This is a genomic window from Streptococcus sp. AS20 (assembly GCF_000524255.1).
Classification (GTDB): Bacteria; Bacillota; Bacilli; order Lactobacillales; family Streptococcaceae; genus Streptococcus; species Streptococcus constellatus.
Window position 1 is genome coordinate 66,893 of sequence record NZ_JANS01000009.1, and the last position, 20,164, is coordinate 87,056.

The window sequence follows — 20,164 nt, forward strand, 5'->3', positions numbered from 1 at the left end:
GGTCTTCATCTGATGGTATTAGTATAACGCTACCTCCTTAAATTTATCTTAAACTTTAAAAGATTTTAAAATTTTATTTTCTATTCTCAAATATTTGCTTACACTCCTGGAGTTTGTCCAATTTCAGCCGTTAACATCCAGATATTCTTTTCAAGATCAGCTTTAGCACCGACAAAAATATCGTTCGTTACATCATCTCCTTCTTCATCTGTTACGTCCAAAGCTTCTTGGTAAAGCTTCACCAAGTAACGGAAGATTTCGATGACACGTTCCAAACTTTCTTCGACACTCTTGCTAAATTTTCCTTCTTTTTCTTCAATATTGCTGTGTTGGATGAATTCACTCAAAGTTGAATATGGAGTTCCACCCAGAGTAATCAAACGTTCACTCACTTCATCCAAAGTTGTATCCAAGGATTCCATATATTCATCCATCTTAGGATGCCAAACCATGAAACCAGCTCCACGCATGTACCAATGTACTTGGTGAAGAGCAATACGAGCAGTGTATAAATCTGCTACCGCTTGGTTCAATACCACTTTTGTTTTGGGAAGAGACTTATTCAAAGATCCAACACTTGAGAAAGTTGCAACATCCTTGACTGCTTCGTTGTTTACTTTAATCATTTTCTTTACCTCACTTTATTTAGAATGATTCTAATTTTTATTATAATTTAATTATAATGTTTCTAAATAAGAAAGTCAACTAATTAAACTCATAAATTTCTTTTATTAGAGAAGTTGCAATTTTTTAGAATAATTTACGAATAAAAAAGTATGATTCATTTTTATTTTTTCTTGGTTGGAAGTATTGTAGCTTCCTTTTTAGGACTGGTCGTTGATCGCTTTCCTGAGCAGTCTATTATCACACCTGCTAGTCATTGCAACGTTTGTAGACAGAAATTAGCACCTCGTGATTTAATTCCTGTTCTTTCACAGCTTATCAATCGGCTGCGTTGCCGTTTTTGCAACTCAAAAATTCCCATCCGTTACATCCTTCTAGAACTAACTGGTGGCTGTCTCTTTCTTGCAACATCTTTAGGTTATCTAAACATCAACCGGCTCGTTTTGCTTGCAATGGGAATGACCTTATCCCTTTATGATCAAAGAGAACAAGAATATCCTCTCCTCATTTGGTTAATCTTCCATATTTTTCTCCTTTTTTTGACAAGCTTCAATCTTTTAATGGTTGCTTTTTTAGCACTTGGGATTTTGACTCACTTCGTTGATTTACGTATCGGTGCAGGAGACTTTCTTTTTCTGGCATCTTGCTCAACTATTTTTCATCTGACTGAAGTTCTTCTCATTATTCAAATTGCTAGTATCATTGGTCTGCTCCTTTTTGGTTTAAAATCAAAAAAAGACAGGTTAGCCTTTGTTCCCTGTCTTTTCTGTGGTAGCAGTATCCTGATAATGATACAATTTATCGTTCTTCACCAAAATGCCTTATGATTTATTTGAGAGTTGCTTTACCAAAAATTTATAAAATAGAAAAGCTAGATATCCGCCTAATGTATTTGTCCATAAGTCATCTATTTCAAAAACACGATTGGCATCAATTAAAATATCTAGTAAAATCTGGGTGCATTCGATAAACAAGCTCATTGAAAAACTGGCAAATAGCACACGCTTAGCGCTCCTCATCTTAGGAAAAAGCCAGAGAAGTTGAAAAATCAGTGGGCTAAGCAGAAAAATATTCATTATATTTTGCACAAAAACCTTAATTAATTGAAAGAAAGAAGTAATTTGCCCAAGATTGATAAAAGAATTAAAAGGAATGAGAAGCACTACAATACGACCAAACTGCTGAATCCCCGGCGTCTCCATTCCCTTTTCTGGCACTTGAGGGAGAAAACACATTAGACATAATAATAAAATGTAGAAAATGCTTCCCCAAGTAAGAAAAGTACGTCCCTTAACGGTTAATTCACCATCTGTTTTCAATAGATTGTTCAATTTAAGCATGCTTGGTAAGAGCTTTCTCCTTGTCCTGCTTCATGGTGTTTGAGCGCAATTGACCGCAAGCTGCATCAATATCCGTACCATGCTCCTGACGAACAACACAGTTAATGCCATTCTTTTTCAGAGTATCGTAGAAAGCCATTACACGCTCCTTGGGACTACGACTGTATTGATCATGTTCACTAACAGGATTATAGGGGATTAAGTTGACATAAGATAATTTCTTGATGTTTTTGAGCAATTCAGCCAATTCCAGTGCCTGCTCTACTCCGTCATTGACTTTATTTAACATAATGTATTCAAAAGTCACTCGGCGGTTGGTCGTTTCAATATAATATTCAATCGCCGCAAATAGTTTTTCAATCGGAAAAGCACGATTAATTTTCATAATGCTGGAACGCAAATTATTATTAGGAGCATGAAGAGAAACCGCTAAATTAACCTGCACTCCTTCATTTGCAAAATCACGAATTTTATGCGCTAATCCTGAAGTAGAAACAGTAATGTGGCGAGCACCAATGGCTAGACCTTTGTCATCATTGACAGTTCGCACAAATTTGAGAACATTGTCATAGTTATCAAAGGGCTCTCCAATCCCCATGACCACAATATGACTAACTCGCTCACCGTGTCCTCGCTCATCAAAATATTTTTGTACCAACATAATCTGAGACATAATCTCTCCGTTATTCAAGTCACGCTGCTTTTTAATCAGCCCGCTGGCACAAAAAGTACAGCCAATATTGCAGCCCACTTGCGTGGTTACACAGACTGAAAGACCGTAATGTTGCCGCATAAGAACTGTCTCAATCAACATGCCATCTGGCAATTCAAACAGATATTTCACTGTTCCGTCTGCTGATTCCTGCACCACTCTTTGCTTTAGCGGATTGACAACAAATTCATCTTCTAACTTTGCTAATAAACCCTTTGAAATGTTTGTCATTTCTGTAAAAGACTGAACTCGTTTGCGATAGAGCCACTCCCAAATCTGAACAGCTCGAAATTTCTTTTCTCCTTTACTTTCTATCCAATTTATCAAGTCTTGACGAGTCAAACTATAAATTGATGGTTTCATGTTCTTCCTCTCTATACCAGCTCCCAGTTTTTGCTATTTTTGACGAATAACAAAGTGACGTTGATTGTTTGTCTGCTGCTTTCCCTCATTCTGTCTTTTTGTTCTCTGTTTTTGGCGTCTGCTACGCTGACGATTTTCACGCTTCGGCTGCTCTTGCTCCTTATAGGAGCGAGCCTGTTTAGAACGGCGTGGTTTGATTTCATTTTCCTTTTTGTGATGAGATTTTTTATCAAAGGACGCTCGACGCGGTTTCAAATTTTCCAAGACAAAATAAGCACAGCCATAATTGCAGTATTCTAACAAATAATCTTCTAAGCGACTGATTTTTTCCTCGCTTTCATTTGCCTTGTCATCTTTATAAAATCCACGCAAACGCAACTGCTCGTTGCCCCAGTCGCCAACAATATAATCAAATTTTGTTAAAATATCTGAAAAACGCTGATTAAAAGCTGTGACATCAAAACCTTCTTTGTAGTTGTCCACCAAATCAAATTCAATTGTCTCAGCCATCACTTTTGTTCCTATTTGCCGAAATTCCGGTCCAGGAAATTTATTGTAATTATATAATTCAGGTGCAATTTCTTTTCGCATAGTTATCCTTTATAAACGTTATTTACTTGTATTATCTTATTTTACCATAAAAAGAAGTGTTTTTGACAGTTGAAATATGGAATGAAAAAAGGGAATGGGACAAAAATCGATATTTCGTAAGAAATCGATTTTATCGCCTCACCCCCGGCAAAGTTGAGTAAGTCTGCAAAAGCTAATAGCCTCAGCACATTAGAAATTACTCAACTATTGCATTGTATTCTTTAAAACTGAAGACCTTCGTCTCAGTCTCATATTGCCAACTGGTTCTTTTAGTTTTCTTCATTATTTAAGATTTTTTAGTACTTTTGAGGTAATCAATTGCGTCTTGCAAGGTCTTGACAGGTACAATTTTCATTTTAGTTTTAATTTTTTTAGCAGCTGCCAAAGCTGTCTCATAATTTGTTTTCGCTTTAGGATTGGATTTTTTCACTTCCCTGGTAACTGGATTATTTGGCGCAAAGAAAATTTCTGCGCCATTTTTAGCTGCTGAAACAACTTTTTTATCAATCCCACCAATATCACCAACTTTTCCTTCACGGTCAATCGATCCTGTCCCAGCAATATTTCTGCCATCTCTCAATGTCGGGTCTGCAATCTGTGTATAAATCGCCAAGCTAAACATCAAACCCGCACTTGGTCCACCAATCCCAGCTGTTGAAAATTCAATTGGTATATTACTTGTGACTTCTGTTCGGTCAATTAAGCTAATACCAATTCCATTTTTCCCATTTTCAAGTTTGATAATTTTACCTATAGCAGATTTTTTCTGACCGTCTTCTACATAGTTCACCTTGACCTTGCTACCAATTTTCTGTGAGCCTACATAATCAATCAAATCTTTTGAACTGTTGAAAGTCTTATCATTCACGCCTGTCACAGTATCTGCAATATTTAGAATCCCTTTAAAGGTTGAATTCTTGGTAACTTGCAACACATAGACACCTAAATATTTCAGGCTAATATCCTTGCCTGCTTTTTTTAACCCTTGATATTTGGCTAAGTTTTGTGATGTTTCCATATAAAATTGATTGATTCGCATATATTCTTTATCAGAAGTTCCGCCAGTCAGATCTTTCGCCGAATAAATATCTGTAAAAGGAGTCAACCAAGCATAAACCAAATGAGCAAAGGTTGCATGCTGAATCCCAACAGTGACAAAGTTATAAGAACCTTTTTCCTTATCCACTTTATTATCTACACGTAATACTTGCCGAACATCTGCCGCACCACCTGGTACCTCAATATAATAAGGAAGAGGAACCACAAAAGATACGAAAAGTAGAACCAATCCTACCACAGCCACTATCGGCCATTTTTTAAATTTATTTCTTGGTTTTTCCATATTGTTTCTTTAACTCCTTTACGACACTTTCGGGCACATACTTTGAAATATCTTGCTCAAAAGCAATCAATTCACGAATTCTTGATGAGCTGAGATGCTGATAAGCTGGTTTGCTAATCAAAAAGATGGTATCCAATTCAGGTGCCAATTCATGATTGAAAAAGTTGAGCTTTCCCTCATAATCCAAATCTTGGCTATTCCGTAATCCCCGTACAAAAGTTGTCACTCCTAATCTTCGTGCCACTTCTACTGCTAATTCGTCATGAGAAATGACAATTTTAACATTATCCAAATGAACTAGAGCAGCTGCTATCATTTTTTCTTTCGCTTCAATACTAAAAAAACTCGTTTTCTCAAGATTATAAAAAATACCAACATAAAGACAATCAAAGAGCTTGCTAGCTCGCTCAATCAAGTCAACATGCCCCTTTGTAATCGGGTCAAAAGAACCCGTAAATAATCCAATTTTATCTGACATAAACCGTCACCTTTGAAATTCCATATATTTTTTGCTTCCAGATACCTAACCCTGCGATTTCTTCTGGTAAATCCACCGACTTGTCTGTCTCACAAACAACCAGTATATCATCACTCAAAAGCTCTCGTTCAGCCAATTTTTCAATATCTGCAGCAATCTGCTCTTTTGCATACGGAGGATCTAACAAAACTAAGTCAAACTGCCCTGCTAGTAATTCAAGTGCTCGATTAGACTCCATTTTAAGAAGTTCAAACCGCTTTTCTTCTTTAGTCATCTTGATATTTTGGCTGATAATCGCTTGCGCTCTGCGCTCTTTTTCAACCAAAACAGCCGATGCTATGCCTCGCGAAATAGCTTCAATAGCGAGACTACCACTTCCAGCATACAAATCTAGAACCCTCCCTCCATCAAAATAAGGACCAATCATATTAAAGATAGCTCCCTTAACTTTATCGGTCGTTGGTCTAGTCGTTTTACCTGCTAACGTTTTGAGAGGACGTCCCCCATATTTCCCTGCCACAACTCTCATAAAGAATATTATAACAAAATCTCTAAAGAATGTATCAGTTTTTCTTCTGTGATAGCTGTAAATCAATTGTTTTTTCTGTCCTACTTTTGGAATGCAGCTCAAATATGATGATTTCTCAATACAGTTTTTTTGCAATTAATTCAAGATAATTGCAAACCAAACAAAAATCCCCTGATATAAATCAGAGGACCGATTGATTATCTCACTTCAAGCAAGCCAACGTCACCATCTTCACGACGATAGAGAACATTGGTTGTGTTGTCTTCTACATCAGTATAGATGAAGAAATCATGTCCCAATAAATCCATTTGAAGAAGAGCTTCTTCTAAATCCATTGGTTTTAAGTCGATTTGTTTTGAACGTACCACTTTTGCAGGTGCAGCTTCTACTTCTTCAATAACAGCATCTGTAAATAACTGACTAGTTGATTTTTTATTACGGTTTTTACGTTCAATTTTTGTTTTATTTTTACGAATTTGACGTTCAATTTTATCTGTCACCAAATCAATAGAACCATACATATCTTGGGAAACATCTTCTGCACGAAGAGTGATAGAGCCAAGTGGGATGGTTACTTCAACCTTAGCTGTCTTTTCACGATATACTTTCAAGTTTACACGAGCATCCAATTCTTGATCAGCTTGGAAATATTTCTCGATTTTTTCAAGTTTAGAAACTACGTAATCACGAAGCGCTTCTGTTACTTCTAGATTTTCACCACGGATACTATATTTAATCATATAAGTACCTTCTTTCTAAGCATTTTGTTTTTCTTTACTTCATTATAACGCTTTCATTTTTTTTTTGCAAATTTTTTGTTATCTTGCTAATGAAAATGTCAAAATTTCTTTCACACCCGCTTCCACTAAAATATCTTTGGCAAGTTGTAAGGTTGCTCCTGTGGTATAAATATCATCTATCAAAAGAATTTTTGCTGGAAGTGTAACCTTGTCTTTTACTTTAAAGCACTGCTGGCTCTGCAATCGCTCCTCTCTCATCTTGCTTGATTGAGCAATTGTATCATATTTTTCTAAAATTTCCTTAAATTGCAACTTTGTACCCTCAAGAAAAGCTGTTACTTGATTAAACCCTCTTGCTTGATACTTTTCTACACTCACAGGAATTGGCACGAGTGTATAATCGCTATAATTTTTTAATTCTTGATGCAAAACTTCAGTAAATACAGAAGAAAGAGCATAATCTCCTTGAAATTTATATTGACTAAAGAAGTTTTTCATAGCTTCATTATAGACAAAACAACTCTTATGGCAAACTTCTTTTCCTTTCTTTGTCCACACATCACAGTCTATGCAGATTTCATCTATTCCGTCACGATAGCACTTAGGGCAATGTTGCGCTGAAATACGCTGGAATTTTTCAAAACAGGCATCACAAGCTTTTGCTTTGGGCTTCTTCAAAGTCAGCAAATCACAAAATGTTAGCTTTTCATCAAGTAGACTTTCACATAACAGACAGTTATTCATAAACCAGCCTCCTGATTCATCTCTCGAATTTCTTTAATAGCTTTTTCTATCGCCATAGTTGTACCATCATGAAAAAAGATTAACTCGCCTGTTGGTCGCTCCATACTACGACCAACACGACCAGCAATTTGTACCAAAGCGCTGCGACTAAACAGACAATGGTTAGCTTCCACCACAAAAACATCTACACAAGGAAAAGTCACGCCACGTTCCAGAATCGTCGTTGTTACTAAAATTGTGATATCCTTTTGACGAAATTTCTCTACAATATCTAGTCGATTTTCAGTCGTTGAGGCTACAAAGCCAACTTTTTCATTAGGGAAATTGTTTTGGAGAATCTCTGCAAATTCTTGTCCTCTTTTAATCTCAGAAGCAAAAATGAGAAGAGGAAAACCTGTTTTTCTTTGCTTTTGCAGAAATTGTCTTAATTTAGGAACCAACTTCTTTTGACAAAGGTATTTTTGAAAATCTGCCAGCCAAACTTTTCGAGGAACAATTAAAGGATTCCCATGAAAACGTCTAGGGAGACTTAAGCGGCTCAACTCTCCCTTGCTAACTCTTTTGTCCAGCTCATCTGTGGAGGTTGCTGTCAAGAAAATTTTCGTACCTTGTTCTTTGACTGCTTGATGAACCGCATGATAAAGCATTGGATTGTCTACATAAGGAAAGGCATCCACTTCGTCAACGATGAGCAGATCAAATGCTCGGTAAAATTTGAGAAGCTGATGCGTTGTGGCAATCACAAGAGGACTGCGAAAATACGCTTCTGATTCGCCATGCAGAAGTGAAATATCACAAGCAAAATCTATTTTCAGTCTACGATAAAGTTCTAAACAGACATCAATTCGTGGGCTAGCCAAGCAGACGGCCCCGCCTTGATCAATAACTTGTGCTACCACCTGATAGATCATTTCTGTTTTTCCAGCTCCCGTGACTGCATGGACCAAGCTATCTTTTCGCTTGGCAACTGCCTCCACAAGTCCTTGAGAAACCTTGGCTTGAAATTCTGTTAACGTTCCTTGCCATTTTAAGACATCCGCTTTAGGAAACTCTTCCTGTGGAAAATAATAGAGTTCTTCATCACTTCTGACCCTTCCTAAGATCAAGCAGGATCTACAGTAGTAAGCACCTATTGGCAGTTGGTGTCTTTCTTTATCAACTGCTTGCCCACAGCGATTGCAACATAATTTCCCTTTTTCTTCTTTCATTGCTGGTAAAGTTTGCGCATATAATTGCAATTCTGCTGGTAGTTGTGCTTTTGTAAACATACGACCTAAGCAATCTTGTAATTCTATCATATCTATTTATTCGAAAAAACTTTGGCAAAATACAAGTTTTTTTGTAAAATGAAGATATGGAGTTTAGAACAATCAAAGAGGACGGACAAGTCCAAGAAGAAATCAAAAAATCGCGCTTTATTTGTCACATCAAGCGTGTAACAACAGAGGACGAAGCACGAAATTTTATTCAGGCTGTCAAAAAAGAACACTACAAAGCTACTCATAACTGCTCTGCCTTTATATTAGGAGAGCGGAGTGAAATGAAGCGAAGTAGCGATGATGGAGAACCAAGTGGGACCGCTGGTGTACCTATGTTAGGCGTTTTAGAAAATCATCAACTAACTAATGTCTGTGCTGTCGTGACACGCTATTTTGGTGGTATCAAGCTAGGGGCAGGAGGTCTTATTCGGGCGTATAGCAGCAACGTTGCTTTAGCTATCAAAGAAATCGGGATCGTCCATATAAAAGAACAACTTGGGCTGAGGATCGCTCTCTCTTACAGTCAATATCAAGAATTACCCAATTTTCTTAAAGCTAACCATTTACAAGAACAAGATACATCCTTTACAGAACAAGTCCAAACGACCATTTTTGTTGATAAAGATGATAAGGACAGCATTATAGAGGAGTTGATTGAGTTGTTTAATGGAAAAATCGACATTGTTGAGCAGGGATTGCGGAAAGTTGAGGTTCCCATTTCTTTATCCTAAATATTAAAAAAAGCTATCAACTTGATAGTTTTTTTATATTTTACAAAGACTCTTTTTCGTTTTATACTGATTGTATCAACAGAATTGAGGTATTATTTTATGGCAAAAATTTATCGTAACATTACAGAACTCATTGGAAATACTCCTATCGTGAAATTGAACAAGCTGGTTCCAGAAGGCGCTGCTGATGTCTATGTCAAGCTAGAAGCTTTCAATCCGGGGTCATCCGTCAAAGATCGCATTGCTCTTAGCATGATTGAGACTGCTGAGCAAGAGGGCTTGATTCAGCCGGGTGCAACCATTGTCGAAGCAACCAGCGGAAATACCGGAATCGGTTTGTCTTGGGTCGGTGCAGCTAAAGGTTATAAGGTCGTTATTGTTATGCCAGAAACCATGAGTGTGGAACGCCGCAAAATTATCCAAGCTTATGGCGCCGAATTGGTGCTCACTCCCGGAAGCGAGGGAATGAAAGGCGCGATTGCCAAAGCTGAAGAAATCGCCAAAGAACGCAACGGATGGCTGCCGCTACAGTTCAATAATCCAGCTAATCCTGAAGTACACGAAAGAACAACAGGAGCAGAAATTATCTCTGCTTTCGGTGAAAAAGGATTGGATGCCTTTGTCGGAGGAGTTGGCACAGGTGGTACAATTTCTGGCGTTTCTCACGCTCTCAAAAAAGTCAATCCGAATATACAAGTTTACGCAGTTGAAGCCGATGAGTCCGCTATCCTGTCCGGTGAAAATCCTGGACCACACAAGATTCAAGGAATTTCAGCTGGTTTTATTCCAGAAACACTGGACACTCAAGCTTATGACGGTATTGTCCGTGTTACCTCTGATCAAGCGCTTGACCTTGGACGCCGTGTCGGTGGACAAGAAGGCTTTCTTGTAGGGATTTCTTCTGCCGCAGCTATCTATGCTGCACTTGAAGTAGCCAAAAAATTAGGCACAGGCAAAAAAGTCCTAGCTCTTGCTCCAGATAATGGCGAGCGCTACCTATCAACCGCTCTCTATAATTTTGAAGTTTAGAAATCAAGGCATATACATGTACAAACTTTAAATTTGGATTTGATAACAATTTAAAAAGAACAACTCAATGATAGAGCTGTTCTTTTTTTGATGGGTGGGGATATTGGAAGATGTTGGTAACTTTCTTATTTCAGATACTCCACCTAAAATGTATAACTAAGTAAGAACCTTTCTGATCTCAGATGTTGACGTAAGTATTTATTATATCAGTAAGAAAATAGTCCTTTTGTAAATTCTTTTAAACCGATCAACTTTTAGTTACTATCATTGTCAGAATTAAAAGAACTAGTATACAGAAAAACTCACTTGTATTGAAAAAGTTTTAAACAGAATAAACTAACCTTTAAAATTAGCCACCTCTTTTTCCTTATATGTATTTATAATGTCTTAGAAAGTATTTGTTTTATCTTTGAACGAATTTCGTTATACACTAAGTTAACTTCATTTTCATAACCAATCCTTCCATTGGCTATTGTAACATTTTCTTCTAAATATACTTCTAAATTTCTAAACAGATAATCACTAAACTGATCCTTTTTAGCAAATGAAATTAGATCATCAGCATAATTCGTCATAAGTTTAGCATCAACTGATTTTTCAAAAAGAGGACTGTATTTTTTTAGAAATATGGCATTAGTCAAATTTCCTTTGAAATAATCTTTTCTTTCCTTACTAAGCTCTGTACATTTAGTATACCAATAGTCATTAAGATATCTTTTTATTATTTCTAATAGCTCAATAATAGTTTCATTTGAAAAATCTTCTTTATGTTCCCTTAAATAAGTAATCGAGCTACCTAGTATATCTCCTACACTATCCTTTTCAATTACGCCAACTATTTCTAAATTTTTATTCCCTGTAAAAATTCTATCCGCTACAATTGACCCTAAAATCTGGAATCTATATTGAGAAAAACGTTTCTTTGCAACTCTTTCCCAAGCAATACTATAAATATTTTGTTTGTATATCTCTGTGTTCTCATCTTTGGGCTCGTAATTTTCTTCTTTCTCAATTAAATAATCTGAAAGATATGACCGTCCTAAATTTTTACTATAATTTAGATCTTCATTATTCTCAACTATACGATAATGAATCGTTATATCTCCTGTGTAATATTGAAAATAGATCTCTTCGTTAAAATATGTTGTACATTTCACTACTATCATTTCTAAGTCTTTTAAAGAAAATTCATAAAGGTAGTCACCTGAGTTTTTTGTTCCTATAATCTGTGTTCTAACTCCAGCTTCTCTATCAGATAATCTTCTTTCACAAACCAAAATATTTTCTAATGGAACATTGTCTTCCATAAAAAATTTAATTTTTGCTTTTGCTGCAGCATTATCTTTTTCAATTATAAAATAGGGGCGTACTGAAGCAAAACGCTTTTCTCTATTTTCGAGATACTCGTTTTCTTCACGATCATTCCTTCTTTGCTCATCCTCAAAACGTAACTTTTTTTCTTTCTCATTTTGACTGTTAAAAATCAAGAAAGTTACAATGATTGTTAAAGCTGACAGAACAACTCCATAGTAGTCTTTATTTGCCATGGATATAAAGTTATATATATTTGTGATAAAGGGATTCTGGTTTCTGAATAACGGTAAAAGAATAGCTACCACAATAACAAAGAAATACAATAAAATTTTGAAACTCTTTTTAAACAATATTTAACCACCTCTATTAATTTAAGTTCATTATACCAAAAAACACGACCTTTAGATCGTGAATTTCTATTATGACATTATAAAAAGGGACTTAGAATGGTAATTATATTTGCTGCAAATCCAGCTAACTCTGAAGTTGATCTCGCAACATTTTTCAAGAATTTTAGATTTTCATCAGATGGACCTTTTTCTGCTTCTAATTCTTCAAGGATCTGATTCAACACATTAAGTAATTGAGTATTATTTAATTCATCTGCATACATAAATCGCTCAGCTTTAATTTGTGCAATCGAATCACTATAAATTGTCACTTGATTAGCAGAAACCGTTACCTCACCAGCCGATCAGCCGATACCCTAACTTGAGTAGGTTCTTTTAAATATGCTCTAGCATAATGGACACTTAAAAAACTATCGATTACTCCGCCATCATAAAATCCATATCTTCCATTGACTACTTTATATTCGATATCATTAAAAGTGACTGTCTTTCCATGCTGACCAAAAATTAAATTGAAAGCGTCTAAAAACTCCTTCCCCCTTCTTCCTATAGGAAAATATGTATATTCAACCACAAACTGCCCATCTTCTGAGTAATATTGATTTTGATGTTTGTTTAAAATTTGATATGCAATATCTTCATCCATTTTCTAACCTCCTATAATCATTTTTATTCCATTATACCATAAAACACAGCCTTTCGACTGTGCTTATAAAATTCGCTAACCAAGTAATTTTCTAAGGGATTCCTCTGAAATGTTTTTATTAAATCTTTGCAAATCTAATCTCATAAAATTGATTAACTTTAAATATTCCAAATATTTTTGTTCATTACTTTCAGTAAAATTTATAGGTTCAATTTTTCCTGCTAATTCTACAATTTCTTTAGGAGCATAGAGAACTAATTCTTGTTTTGCAAGAATGTGTTTTTGTACTAATTGAATTTTAGTCTGCTTTTCTGGTGATAAAGTTGATAATGCGACTACTTCAAGATAATTTTTATAGACGCGTAATTTTTCATCGAACCTTTTTTGCCAAAAATATTGTAGAATTCCAAAAATTAGAGTAAATAATCCCAATAAGATTGTTATCAACTCAACTAAATTCTTCACTTACTACTCTCTCCTCCAATTTCCTCATCTCTTCGATACGTTCTTGTGTCGCATCATACTTAGCTTGGTAGTCGGCTTGTTTGTCGCGTTCTTTTTGGACGACTTCTGGTTTGGCGTTAGCGACGAATTTTTCGTTGCCAAGTTTGCGTGCAACTATATCCAATTCTTTTTGCCATTTAGCAAGTTCTTTGTCAAGGCGGGTTAGTTCTTCTTCAACATTGAGCAAGTCAGCGAGAGGCAGATAGATTTCTGCTCCTGTGATGATGCTGGACATGACTAGTTCTGGCACAGCAAGGTCCTCCGCGATTTCCAAATGTTCTGGATTGGTGAAGCGCTTGATGTAGTTGACATTAGCATTGAAAAATGCTTCTAATTCGCTGTCGCTTGTTTTCACAAGGATTGTGATTGGTTTGCTTGGGGCAACATTCACTTCACTACGTGCGTTACGGACAGCACGGATCAGGTCTTTCAGACTTTCTACGCCAGAATGCGCCGTTTGATTTTCAAAAGCAGGATTAACAGTTGGATAAGCTGCTGTCACGATCGAACCATCTGCGTATTGACCGAAGATTTCTTCTGTAACAAATGGCATGATTGGGTGAAGGAGGCGCAAAATCTTATCAAGTGTGTAAAGAAGAACAGAACGAGTGATAACTTTTTCGTCTTCATTGTCGCTGTAAAGTACTTCTTTCGTCAATTCAACGTACCAGTCAGCAAATTCATCCCAGATGAAGTTGTAAAGAATATGACCAGCTATACCGAATTCGAACTTGTCGAAATTTTCGGTGACTTTGGCAATGGTTTCATTGAGATTATGAAGAATCCAGCAATCAGTGACGTTCCCAGCTTTTCCCTCTACTACCAAAGCAACATTCTGGCTAGCTTGGTCAAGGGTCAAACCGTCATTGTTCATGAGAATATAGCGGGAAATGTTCCAAACTTTGTTAATGAAATTCCAGGCAGCATCCATCTTTTCATAAGAGAAACGCACGTCTTGACCCGGTGCAGAACCGTTTGATAAGAACCAACGAAGCGCGTCAGCACCATATTTTTCAATAACATCCATTGGGTCAATACCGTTACCAAGTGACTTAGACATCTTGCGTCCTTGCTCGTCACGGATAAGACCGTGGATAAGAACGTTTTCAAATGGACGGCGTTCTGTGAATTCCAATGATTGGAAAATCATACGTGATACCCAGAAAAAGATGATATCGTAACCAGTTACTAATGTTGACGTTGGGAAGTAACGTTTGAAGTCTTCTGCTTCTGTGTCAGGCCAACCCATAGTTGAGAATGGCCATAGAGCTGAACTAAACCATGTGTCAAGGACATCTTCATCTTGCGTCCAATCATCACCTTCTGGCGCTTCTTCGCCCACATAGATTTCGCCATCTGCATTGTACCAAGCAGGGATTTGGTGGCCCCACCAGAGTTGACGGGAAATGACCCAGTCGTGAACATTTTCCATCCATTGAAGGAAAGTATCGTTGAAACGTGGTGGGTAGAATTTCACTTTGTCATCAGTATCTTGGTTGGCAATGGCATTCTTAGCCAATTGGTCCATCTTGACAAACCACTGGGTAGACAAACGTGGCTCGACCATAACGCCAGTCCGCTCTGAGTGACCAACACTGTGAACACGTTTTTCGATTTTGACAAGAGCACCAATTTCTTCTAGCTTTTTAACAGTTGCTTTGCGAGCTTCAAAACGATCCATGCCAGCAAATTCGCCAGCCAGTTCGTTCATGGTTCCGTCATCGTTCATGACATTGACTTGAGGCAGATTGTGACGCTGACCAACGAGGAAGTCGTTAGGATCATGGGCAGGTGTGATTTTAACCACACCTGTTCCAAACTCAGGGTCAGCATGTTCATCTGCTACGATTGGAATCAGCTTGTTAACAATTGGCAAGATAACATTTTGCCCAATTAAATCTTTGTAACGCTCATCATTTGGATGGACAGCAACAGCCGTATCCCCAAACATGGTCTCTGGACGAGTTGTCGCAACCTCTAAACTGCGCGAGCCATCTTCCAACATATAATTCATATGGTAGAAGGCACCTTCCACATCCTTATGGATGACTTCGATGTCGGACAAAGCTGTGCGGGCCTTAGGGTCCCAGTTGATAATGAATTCGCCACGGTAAATCCAACCTTTTTTATAGAGTTCTACGAAAACCTTGCGGACCGCTTTGGATAAGCCTTCATCAAGGGTGAAACGTTCCCGCGAATAATCAACGGAAATCCCCATCTTGCCCCACTGTTCTTTAATGGTTGCCGCATATTCGTCCTTCCATTCCCAGACCTTATCCAAGAATTTCTCACGACCAAGGTCATAACGGGAAATGCCATCTTCAGCCAAGCGAGCTTCTACTTTGGCCTGTGTGGCAATACCAGCGTGGTCCATCCCCGGCAGCCAGAGCGTATCAAAGCCCTGCATGCGCTTTTGGCGGATAATAATATCCTGCAAAGTCGTGTCCCAAGCGTGACCAAGGTGTAATTTCCCCGTCACATTTGGTGGTGGAATCACGATAGAGTAAGGGTGCGCTTTTTCATCGCCTGACGGTTTAAAAACATCCTCATCAAGCCATTTCTGATAGCGCCCAGCCTCAACCTCAGCTGGATTGTATTTTGGTGAAAGTTGTGTCATTTTAGTTCTCCTCATAATATTTGTTCAAGATGTAATTTAAAAGGTTTTTGAATTATTTTACGAGCATTCGATAAATTTTCATCCTTCTTGTATGTTGATAATGCTTCCTTTAATTTTGCAATTGAAGTTTCCATATCAATTCCCTTATTTAACATCATCCATACAATATAAAAACGCATTTGTTTTGTTGAATCACTATAATTTGTTTCAATATCTTTATAAGTCCTATATAGTGAAATTAAATCATCAAAATCTAAATTATCATTAAAAATGTCATCATAATATCTATTGAATAAAGCAGCTTTTTGATTCGTCACAAGTTCAGGATAACCCAATTTAGAATAGATAAGCTGTGCCATTACTTCCATAGTTATTGACTCTGATAAAACATCGCTACTTTTATCAGTTTTCCTTATGTAAGAAATACCATTTTCTTTAAAATATTCTTCAATTTTTATCTGAATATTGCTAATTGATTTTAAATCCACAGCAGAAATTGCATTTTGACTATTTGTAAACTCTGCAATATTATTAGTCAAAACAGAATTATTTTCTGTTTGAAAAATTCTGACTAATATCTCAGCATTTGATAGTTTTTCCTCATCGAATTTATTTTCCTTATATTTATAAATTGTGCGTAATGTTTGTCCTCCATTCACAATTTGAAATCCATCCAAAGTACATCTTAGTTTTTTATTTCCATTAATTTTGTTCGCTTGAACTTTATTTGCTGTAATGGTAATTCCGTTATTATACATAAAGAATCTGTCTGGTTCTTCATCTAATGAATTGAGAATATTTTTATTAAACTTCGTATTTCCTAGATACCCTCTTACATTATCATATAGCAATGCAACATCAAGATTTTGATTTTTTAAACTGTTGTAATCTTCAATTGAATAATCATTTCTCAACTGTTCATTCTTGCATGTTAGTCGAATTAAAGTAATGAGCGACAATTTGACTAAATATGATTGTGAGGAAGACATTGGATCCTCCTTAAATATCATAACCGAATCAGAGTCAACAACAAACTCCGCTTTCCTATCATCTGGTTTTTCTGAAATAAAGTCAACAATATCATCTAAGCTAATTGGAATAACTTTTACGTCATAAGTATCAATAAATGATTGAACCTCATTAATATTTAAATTCAACCTCTGGTTTTCATTAGAAATTAGATACAACCGTGTAGTCCAAATATCGTTGGAATTATATTTTTCAATGATTGATTCTACAGTTTCTTTGGTAAGTTCATCCAAGCCGTCTAGATTACCACTTAAGATAGTATTTAAAAATTTTGAACTATCACTAACTGTATTCAAAGACTGTGTCTTATCTATATTATACTTTTCTCGATACTTAAAATTAAACAGATTAATTTCATAATTTGTTTCATCAATATAGACTGCATCAATTCCTAAATCATTATTTGTTCTTTTATATATTTTTCTTTGAAAGTCAGTATCTATCACAAGTCCTTTTAGATCCTCAACATCTGTAATATCTGTTACGCAAGATAAGATAAACATATAAAAACCTAATCTTGACTTTTCAATATCAGATATATCTATATCCAATTGTAGTTGTTCAAAATACTTTCTTGAAATATTATTTATTAATTTAAAATCATTCAATGTCCCCATTTTATTCCTCAATTCTTTCTAATATATAAAAAATAAGTTCAGTTACTAATTAACTACTCAGAGTTCTTTATTATTGGATTCATCATTATGCGAACCGGAAAAATATTTAATAACTCCAAGAATTGTTAGAAATGCTAATCCTAAAATTCCTCCGCCAATTTTTCTTTGTTTATCATTCCTTTTATTCTGGCAGTCATGGCACATTTCTTTGCTATCACTTATTTCTTTGCCACATTTTTTGCAAATATTAGTTTTCACTATCAATTTCCTCCTCATTCTGAGATATTATAAGTTGTTCAGGAATAAAATGAACTTCCAAAAGATCATCATTATTGGCAATAAATTCTGTTAGTGACTTTGTTGATTCTAATACTTCACTAAAAAAAATTTAAAAGGATTTTTTGAATTTGAAGTAAACTCGTCCAATAAGAGAGCATCATTGCTAGAGAAATCATCTAAAATAATATTTTCAAAATCAAGTAAACAATAATTTAACGCCTCATATTCCTGCAATTCAGTCAAACTACCAATCTGGAAACTGAATGCATCTTTTAAATACTGTAAATTCATTAAAGTTGTTTCTGCTAATTCATTATCTTCTTTAGTCTTACTTCTAGAAGTCAATTTTTGTAACTTATTTTTATTTCTTTCATCTTTATTTCGCTCTTCAATTTTATACTTGGAATCATAAATCTGTTGTAGCAACAAATTTTTAGCATTGGTTGCTTGAGAATAGACCTCCCTGAGTAACTGTTTTCTTGTATCAAAGTCTTGAATAAGGAGAGCTGTCTCATATTTTTCTTTTGCAGACAATACTTCAGCATATCTGTTTAAATCAAAATTCCTATTGACTTGGTTTATTTTATTTTCTAGCAAATCAAGCTTTGCAGAAAGTTCTTCCAATTTCTGGGCTAGTCCAGCTGTGGCTATGCTTGCTCCAAGTTCGACCGGTACAGATTTGATTGGCACCTGAGCATAGGTTTTATTAGTGACAGAATCTACTAAGGTCGCTAAAGATTCCCCTGTTCGATTTTTTCTCATAAACTGAACTTCTCCCGAAGCTAGTTTTTCTGCAAACTGGGTTAAGTCCAATTCGTATCTCGACTTTTTCTGTAACTCCTCAAAAAAATGAGTAGTATTGGATAATTGCGTTTTAATTTTTTTCGCTAATAAGTTTTCTTTTTGTCGATTATACAATGCAACATTAAAAGCACGTTTTCTTACTGGTGAAAGTGAATCGCCCTTCCGTGAAATTATTTCATTTTGTTCTGTTGCCATAGTTTCCTTTCGTTACTTTGATAAGCATTGCCCCAACTGTTCAATTTTTTCGAACTGTTCAACTTGTAAAATTTTTTTACAAGTTAAGAGACTCCAATTTGTGTAACTGTTGCACTAGTTCATCTTCTTTCTTCCCACTCCCTCTTCAGCAGCCCATATATCAGACCATCACAGCGATTACCTTGAGCATCTTTGCGATCACGAATGCGAGCTTCTAGGGTAAAACCAAGCTTTTCTGCTACACGCTGGCTTTGTTTGTTATAGTCATAGCAACTAATTTCGACTTTGTGAAGGTTCAAAATGGTAAAAGCAAGTTCAATCAAGGCACGCGCCGCTTCTGGCACATAGCCTCGTCCCCAGTAGTCTGGATGCAAGGTATAACCAATCTCAAGCACATCGTCTTCGTGTCGATGGTTGAAATCAACAGACCCGATAATCTTATCCGTCCCTTTGACAACAATCCCGTAGCCAGCTGGGAGGTTATCCTTTTGATTGCGTTCAGGGAGAATATGCTCTAAGTAGTAAATCTCATCTTCCAAGATCTTGACGGGTGGAAAACCTGCTGGATAAGAAACCTCTGGACGACTGGCATAGTTAAAGATATCCTCGGCATCCGCTACTGTACGGACTCGTAAGACAAGACGCTCCGTTTCTAATCGTTCTGGTAAATCAAACTTTTCCATCTTTTTCCCTCGCTCTCTTAAATAAAAAACACCCCGTCATCTACATGACAGGGACGGATGCAATTATCCGCGGTACCACCCAATTTCGGGCCATGCCCGCAACTCTAGTCTTCTTGTTGCTCTTTTAGGACGTCGTTAGCTCGCTTGAGCGTACGCCTTTTACTGACTTTGTCAGCCTTATCTGCAACCTCAAAGCAATGCTTTGAGCAACTTGCAGCTCGCTGCCTCGTTCTAAAAGTAAACAAAAAGACACTATTATTTCATTTTCGGTCATCAGCAACCAGTTTTGACATTTGTGCGGATTTCTCAGCAGCACCGCTTTCTGTGACAAATGGGACTCAAAACACCTCTAATGACCTTATTCTATCATGTTTCCTACGGAAAATCAATAACTTCTCTCACCAAAAAGCCCGTCTGGCAAATCATGAAATCCTTTTCCTGCTCGATAATTAGCAAATTTTCCTAAAAGAAACTCATAAGCATCTAACCGGCTTTCATAACGAATCGCAGCATCCTTTGCTCGCTCATCTTTATCAGCTTCATAGACAGCTTGACTTTCCTTGAGCGCCATCTGGTTAATCTTAACTTGAGTTTCAACCCAAGCTTCAAAGTCCTTTAAAAATTCCTGTTCGTACGTCATTGTT

At 36.5% G+C, this 20,164-nt stretch carries 23 protein-coding genes; 3 read left to right on the forward strand and 20 right to left on the reverse strand.

Annotation, left to right across the window (positions count from 1 at the left end):
- Positions 1-98: 98 nt before the first annotated feature.
- Positions 99-626, reverse strand: a complete 528-nt coding sequence (locus HMPREF1514_RS04830) for a Dps family protein (RefSeq protein WP_037597674.1) — start codon at positions 624-626, stop codon at positions 99-101.
- A gap of 150 nt (positions 627-776) precedes the next feature.
- Between HMPREF1514_RS04830 and HMPREF1514_RS04835 the strand changes: the two genes are divergently transcribed.
- A complete protein-coding gene (locus tag HMPREF1514_RS04835; protein ID WP_037597678.1) occupies positions 777-1,451 on the forward strand; it encodes a prepilin peptidase in 675 nt (224 codons plus the stop codon).
- Here the strand turns inward: HMPREF1514_RS04835 and HMPREF1514_RS04840 are convergent.
- From HMPREF1514_RS04840 to HMPREF1514_RS04880, 9 genes are all read right to left on the reverse strand, one after another.
- Positions 1,446-1,964, reverse strand: a complete 519-nt coding sequence (locus HMPREF1514_RS04840; protein ID WP_003070167.1) for a VanZ family protein — start codon at positions 1,962-1,964, stop codon at positions 1,446-1,448. The genes HMPREF1514_RS04835 and HMPREF1514_RS04840 overlap by 6 nt on opposite strands.
- Positions 1,957-3,039, reverse strand: coding sequence for a 23S rRNA (adenine(2503)-C(2))-methyltransferase RlmN (gene rlmN, locus HMPREF1514_RS04845; protein WP_037597681.1), 1,083 nt, complete (start codon positions 3,037-3,039; stop codon positions 1,957-1,959). Before rlmN ends, HMPREF1514_RS04840 begins: the two co-directional genes overlap by 8 nt.
- Positions 3,040-3,072: 33 nt before the next feature.
- Positions 3,073-3,630: a YutD family protein gene (locus HMPREF1514_RS04850; RefSeq protein ID WP_003070172.1), complete on the reverse strand. Its 558-nt coding sequence runs from the start codon at positions 3,628-3,630 to the stop codon at positions 3,073-3,075.
- 286 nt (positions 3,631-3,916) lie between these two features.
- Positions 3,917-4,972 (reverse strand): SepM family pheromone-processing serine protease, encoded by a 1,056-nt coding sequence (locus HMPREF1514_RS04855; protein WP_037597682.1) that lies wholly within the window; start codon positions 4,970-4,972, stop codon positions 3,917-3,919.
- Positions 4,953-5,450, reverse strand: a complete 498-nt coding sequence (gene coaD / locus HMPREF1514_RS04860) for a pantetheine-phosphate adenylyltransferase (RefSeq protein WP_037597684.1) — start codon at positions 5,448-5,450, stop codon at positions 4,953-4,955. Before coaD ends, HMPREF1514_RS04855 begins: the two co-directional genes overlap by 20 nt.
- The gene (rsmD, locus tag HMPREF1514_RS04865; protein ID WP_037565796.1) at positions 5,440-5,979 is read right to left on the reverse strand and encodes a 16S rRNA (guanine(966)-N(2))-methyltransferase RsmD; all 540 of its coding nucleotides are present in this window, start codon (positions 5,977-5,979) and stop codon (positions 5,440-5,442) included. The genes coaD and rsmD overlap by 11 nt, the downstream gene beginning before the upstream one ends.
- Before the next feature lie 197 nt (positions 5,980-6,176).
- Complete coding sequence (hpf, locus tag HMPREF1514_RS04870; RefSeq protein WP_003032381.1) at positions 6,177-6,719, reverse strand: ribosome hibernation-promoting factor, HPF/YfiA family; 543 nt, start codon at positions 6,717-6,719, stop codon at positions 6,177-6,179.
- Between the two features lie 78 nt (positions 6,720-6,797).
- Complete coding sequence (locus HMPREF1514_RS04875) at positions 6,798-7,463, reverse strand: ComF family protein (RefSeq protein WP_003043136.1); 666 nt, start codon at positions 7,461-7,463, stop codon at positions 6,798-6,800.
- Positions 7,460-8,761 carry a DEAD/DEAH box helicase gene (locus tag HMPREF1514_RS04880; protein WP_037597687.1) on the reverse strand — a complete coding sequence of 434 codons (1,302 nt, stop codon included), beginning with the start codon at positions 8,759-8,761 and terminating at the stop codon, positions 7,460-7,462. Before HMPREF1514_RS04880 ends, HMPREF1514_RS04875 begins: the two co-directional genes overlap by 4 nt.
- Before the next feature lie 56 nt (positions 8,762-8,817).
- Between HMPREF1514_RS04880 and HMPREF1514_RS04885 the strand changes: the two genes are divergently transcribed.
- Positions 8,818-9,453: a YigZ family protein gene (locus tag HMPREF1514_RS04885; protein ID WP_037597688.1), complete on the forward strand. Its 636-nt coding sequence runs from the start codon at positions 8,818-8,820 to the stop codon at positions 9,451-9,453.
- Positions 9,454-9,552: 99 nt separating this feature from the next.
- Positions 9,553-10,482, forward strand: a complete 930-nt coding sequence (gene cysK / locus HMPREF1514_RS04890; protein WP_037597689.1) for a cysteine synthase A — start codon at positions 9,553-9,555, stop codon at positions 10,480-10,482.
- Positions 10,483-10,859: 377 nt separating this feature from the next.
- On the opposite strand, the gene HMPREF1514_RS04895 is transcribed toward cysK, so the two are convergent.
- The 10 genes from HMPREF1514_RS04895 to HMPREF1514_RS04940 all read right to left on the reverse strand — a co-directional run bounded on the left by HMPREF1514_RS04895 (position 10,860) and on the right by HMPREF1514_RS04940 (position 20,160).
- Positions 10,860-12,146 (reverse strand): hypothetical protein, encoded by a 1,287-nt coding sequence (locus HMPREF1514_RS04895; RefSeq protein WP_037597691.1) that lies wholly within the window; start codon positions 12,144-12,146, stop codon positions 10,860-10,862.
- A 77-nt stretch (positions 12,147-12,223) separates the two neighbouring features.
- Positions 12,224-12,409, reverse strand: coding sequence for a hypothetical protein (locus tag HMPREF1514_RS04900; protein WP_156921872.1), 186 nt, complete (start codon positions 12,407-12,409; stop codon positions 12,224-12,226).
- 65 nt (positions 12,410-12,474) lie between these two features.
- The gene (locus HMPREF1514_RS04905; RefSeq protein WP_037597697.1) at positions 12,475-12,792 is read right to left on the reverse strand and encodes a hypothetical protein; all 318 of its coding nucleotides are present in this window, start codon (positions 12,790-12,792) and stop codon (positions 12,475-12,477) included.
- A 75-nt stretch (positions 12,793-12,867) separates the two neighbouring features.
- Positions 12,868-13,257, reverse strand: coding sequence for a hypothetical protein (locus HMPREF1514_RS04910; RefSeq protein WP_003028388.1), 390 nt, complete (start codon positions 13,255-13,257; stop codon positions 12,868-12,870).
- Positions 13,241-15,913 carry a valine--tRNA ligase gene (locus tag HMPREF1514_RS04915; RefSeq protein WP_037597700.1) on the reverse strand — a complete coding sequence of 891 codons (2,673 nt, stop codon included), beginning with the start codon at positions 15,911-15,913 and terminating at the stop codon, positions 13,241-13,243. The genes HMPREF1514_RS04910 and HMPREF1514_RS04915 overlap by 17 nt, the downstream gene beginning before the upstream one ends.
- 11 nt (positions 15,914-15,924) lie before the next feature.
- Complete coding sequence (locus HMPREF1514_RS04920; RefSeq protein ID WP_037597701.1) at positions 15,925-17,559, reverse strand: AIPR family protein; 1,635 nt, start codon at positions 17,557-17,559, stop codon at positions 15,925-15,927.
- A gap of 57 nt (positions 17,560-17,616) precedes the next feature.
- A complete protein-coding gene (locus HMPREF1514_RS04925) occupies positions 17,617-17,817 on the reverse strand; it encodes a hypothetical protein (protein WP_037597704.1) in 201 nt (66 codons plus the stop codon).
- Positions 17,818-17,925: 108 nt separating this feature from the next.
- On the reverse strand, positions 17,926-18,837 hold the full coding sequence (locus tag HMPREF1514_RS04930; RefSeq protein WP_232216479.1) for a hypothetical protein: 912 nt from the start codon (positions 18,835-18,837) through the stop codon (positions 17,926-17,928).
- Between the two features lie 119 nt (positions 18,838-18,956).
- Entirely contained in the window at positions 18,957-19,520 is a 564-nt protein-coding gene (locus HMPREF1514_RS04935; protein WP_037597707.1) for a GNAT family N-acetyltransferase, read from the reverse strand.
- A gap of 385 nt (positions 19,521-19,905) precedes the next feature.
- Positions 19,906-20,160: a DUF1912 family protein gene (locus tag HMPREF1514_RS04940; protein ID WP_006267273.1), complete on the reverse strand. Its 255-nt coding sequence runs from the start codon at positions 20,158-20,160 to the stop codon at positions 19,906-19,908.
- Positions 20,161-20,164 lie beyond the last annotated feature (4 nt).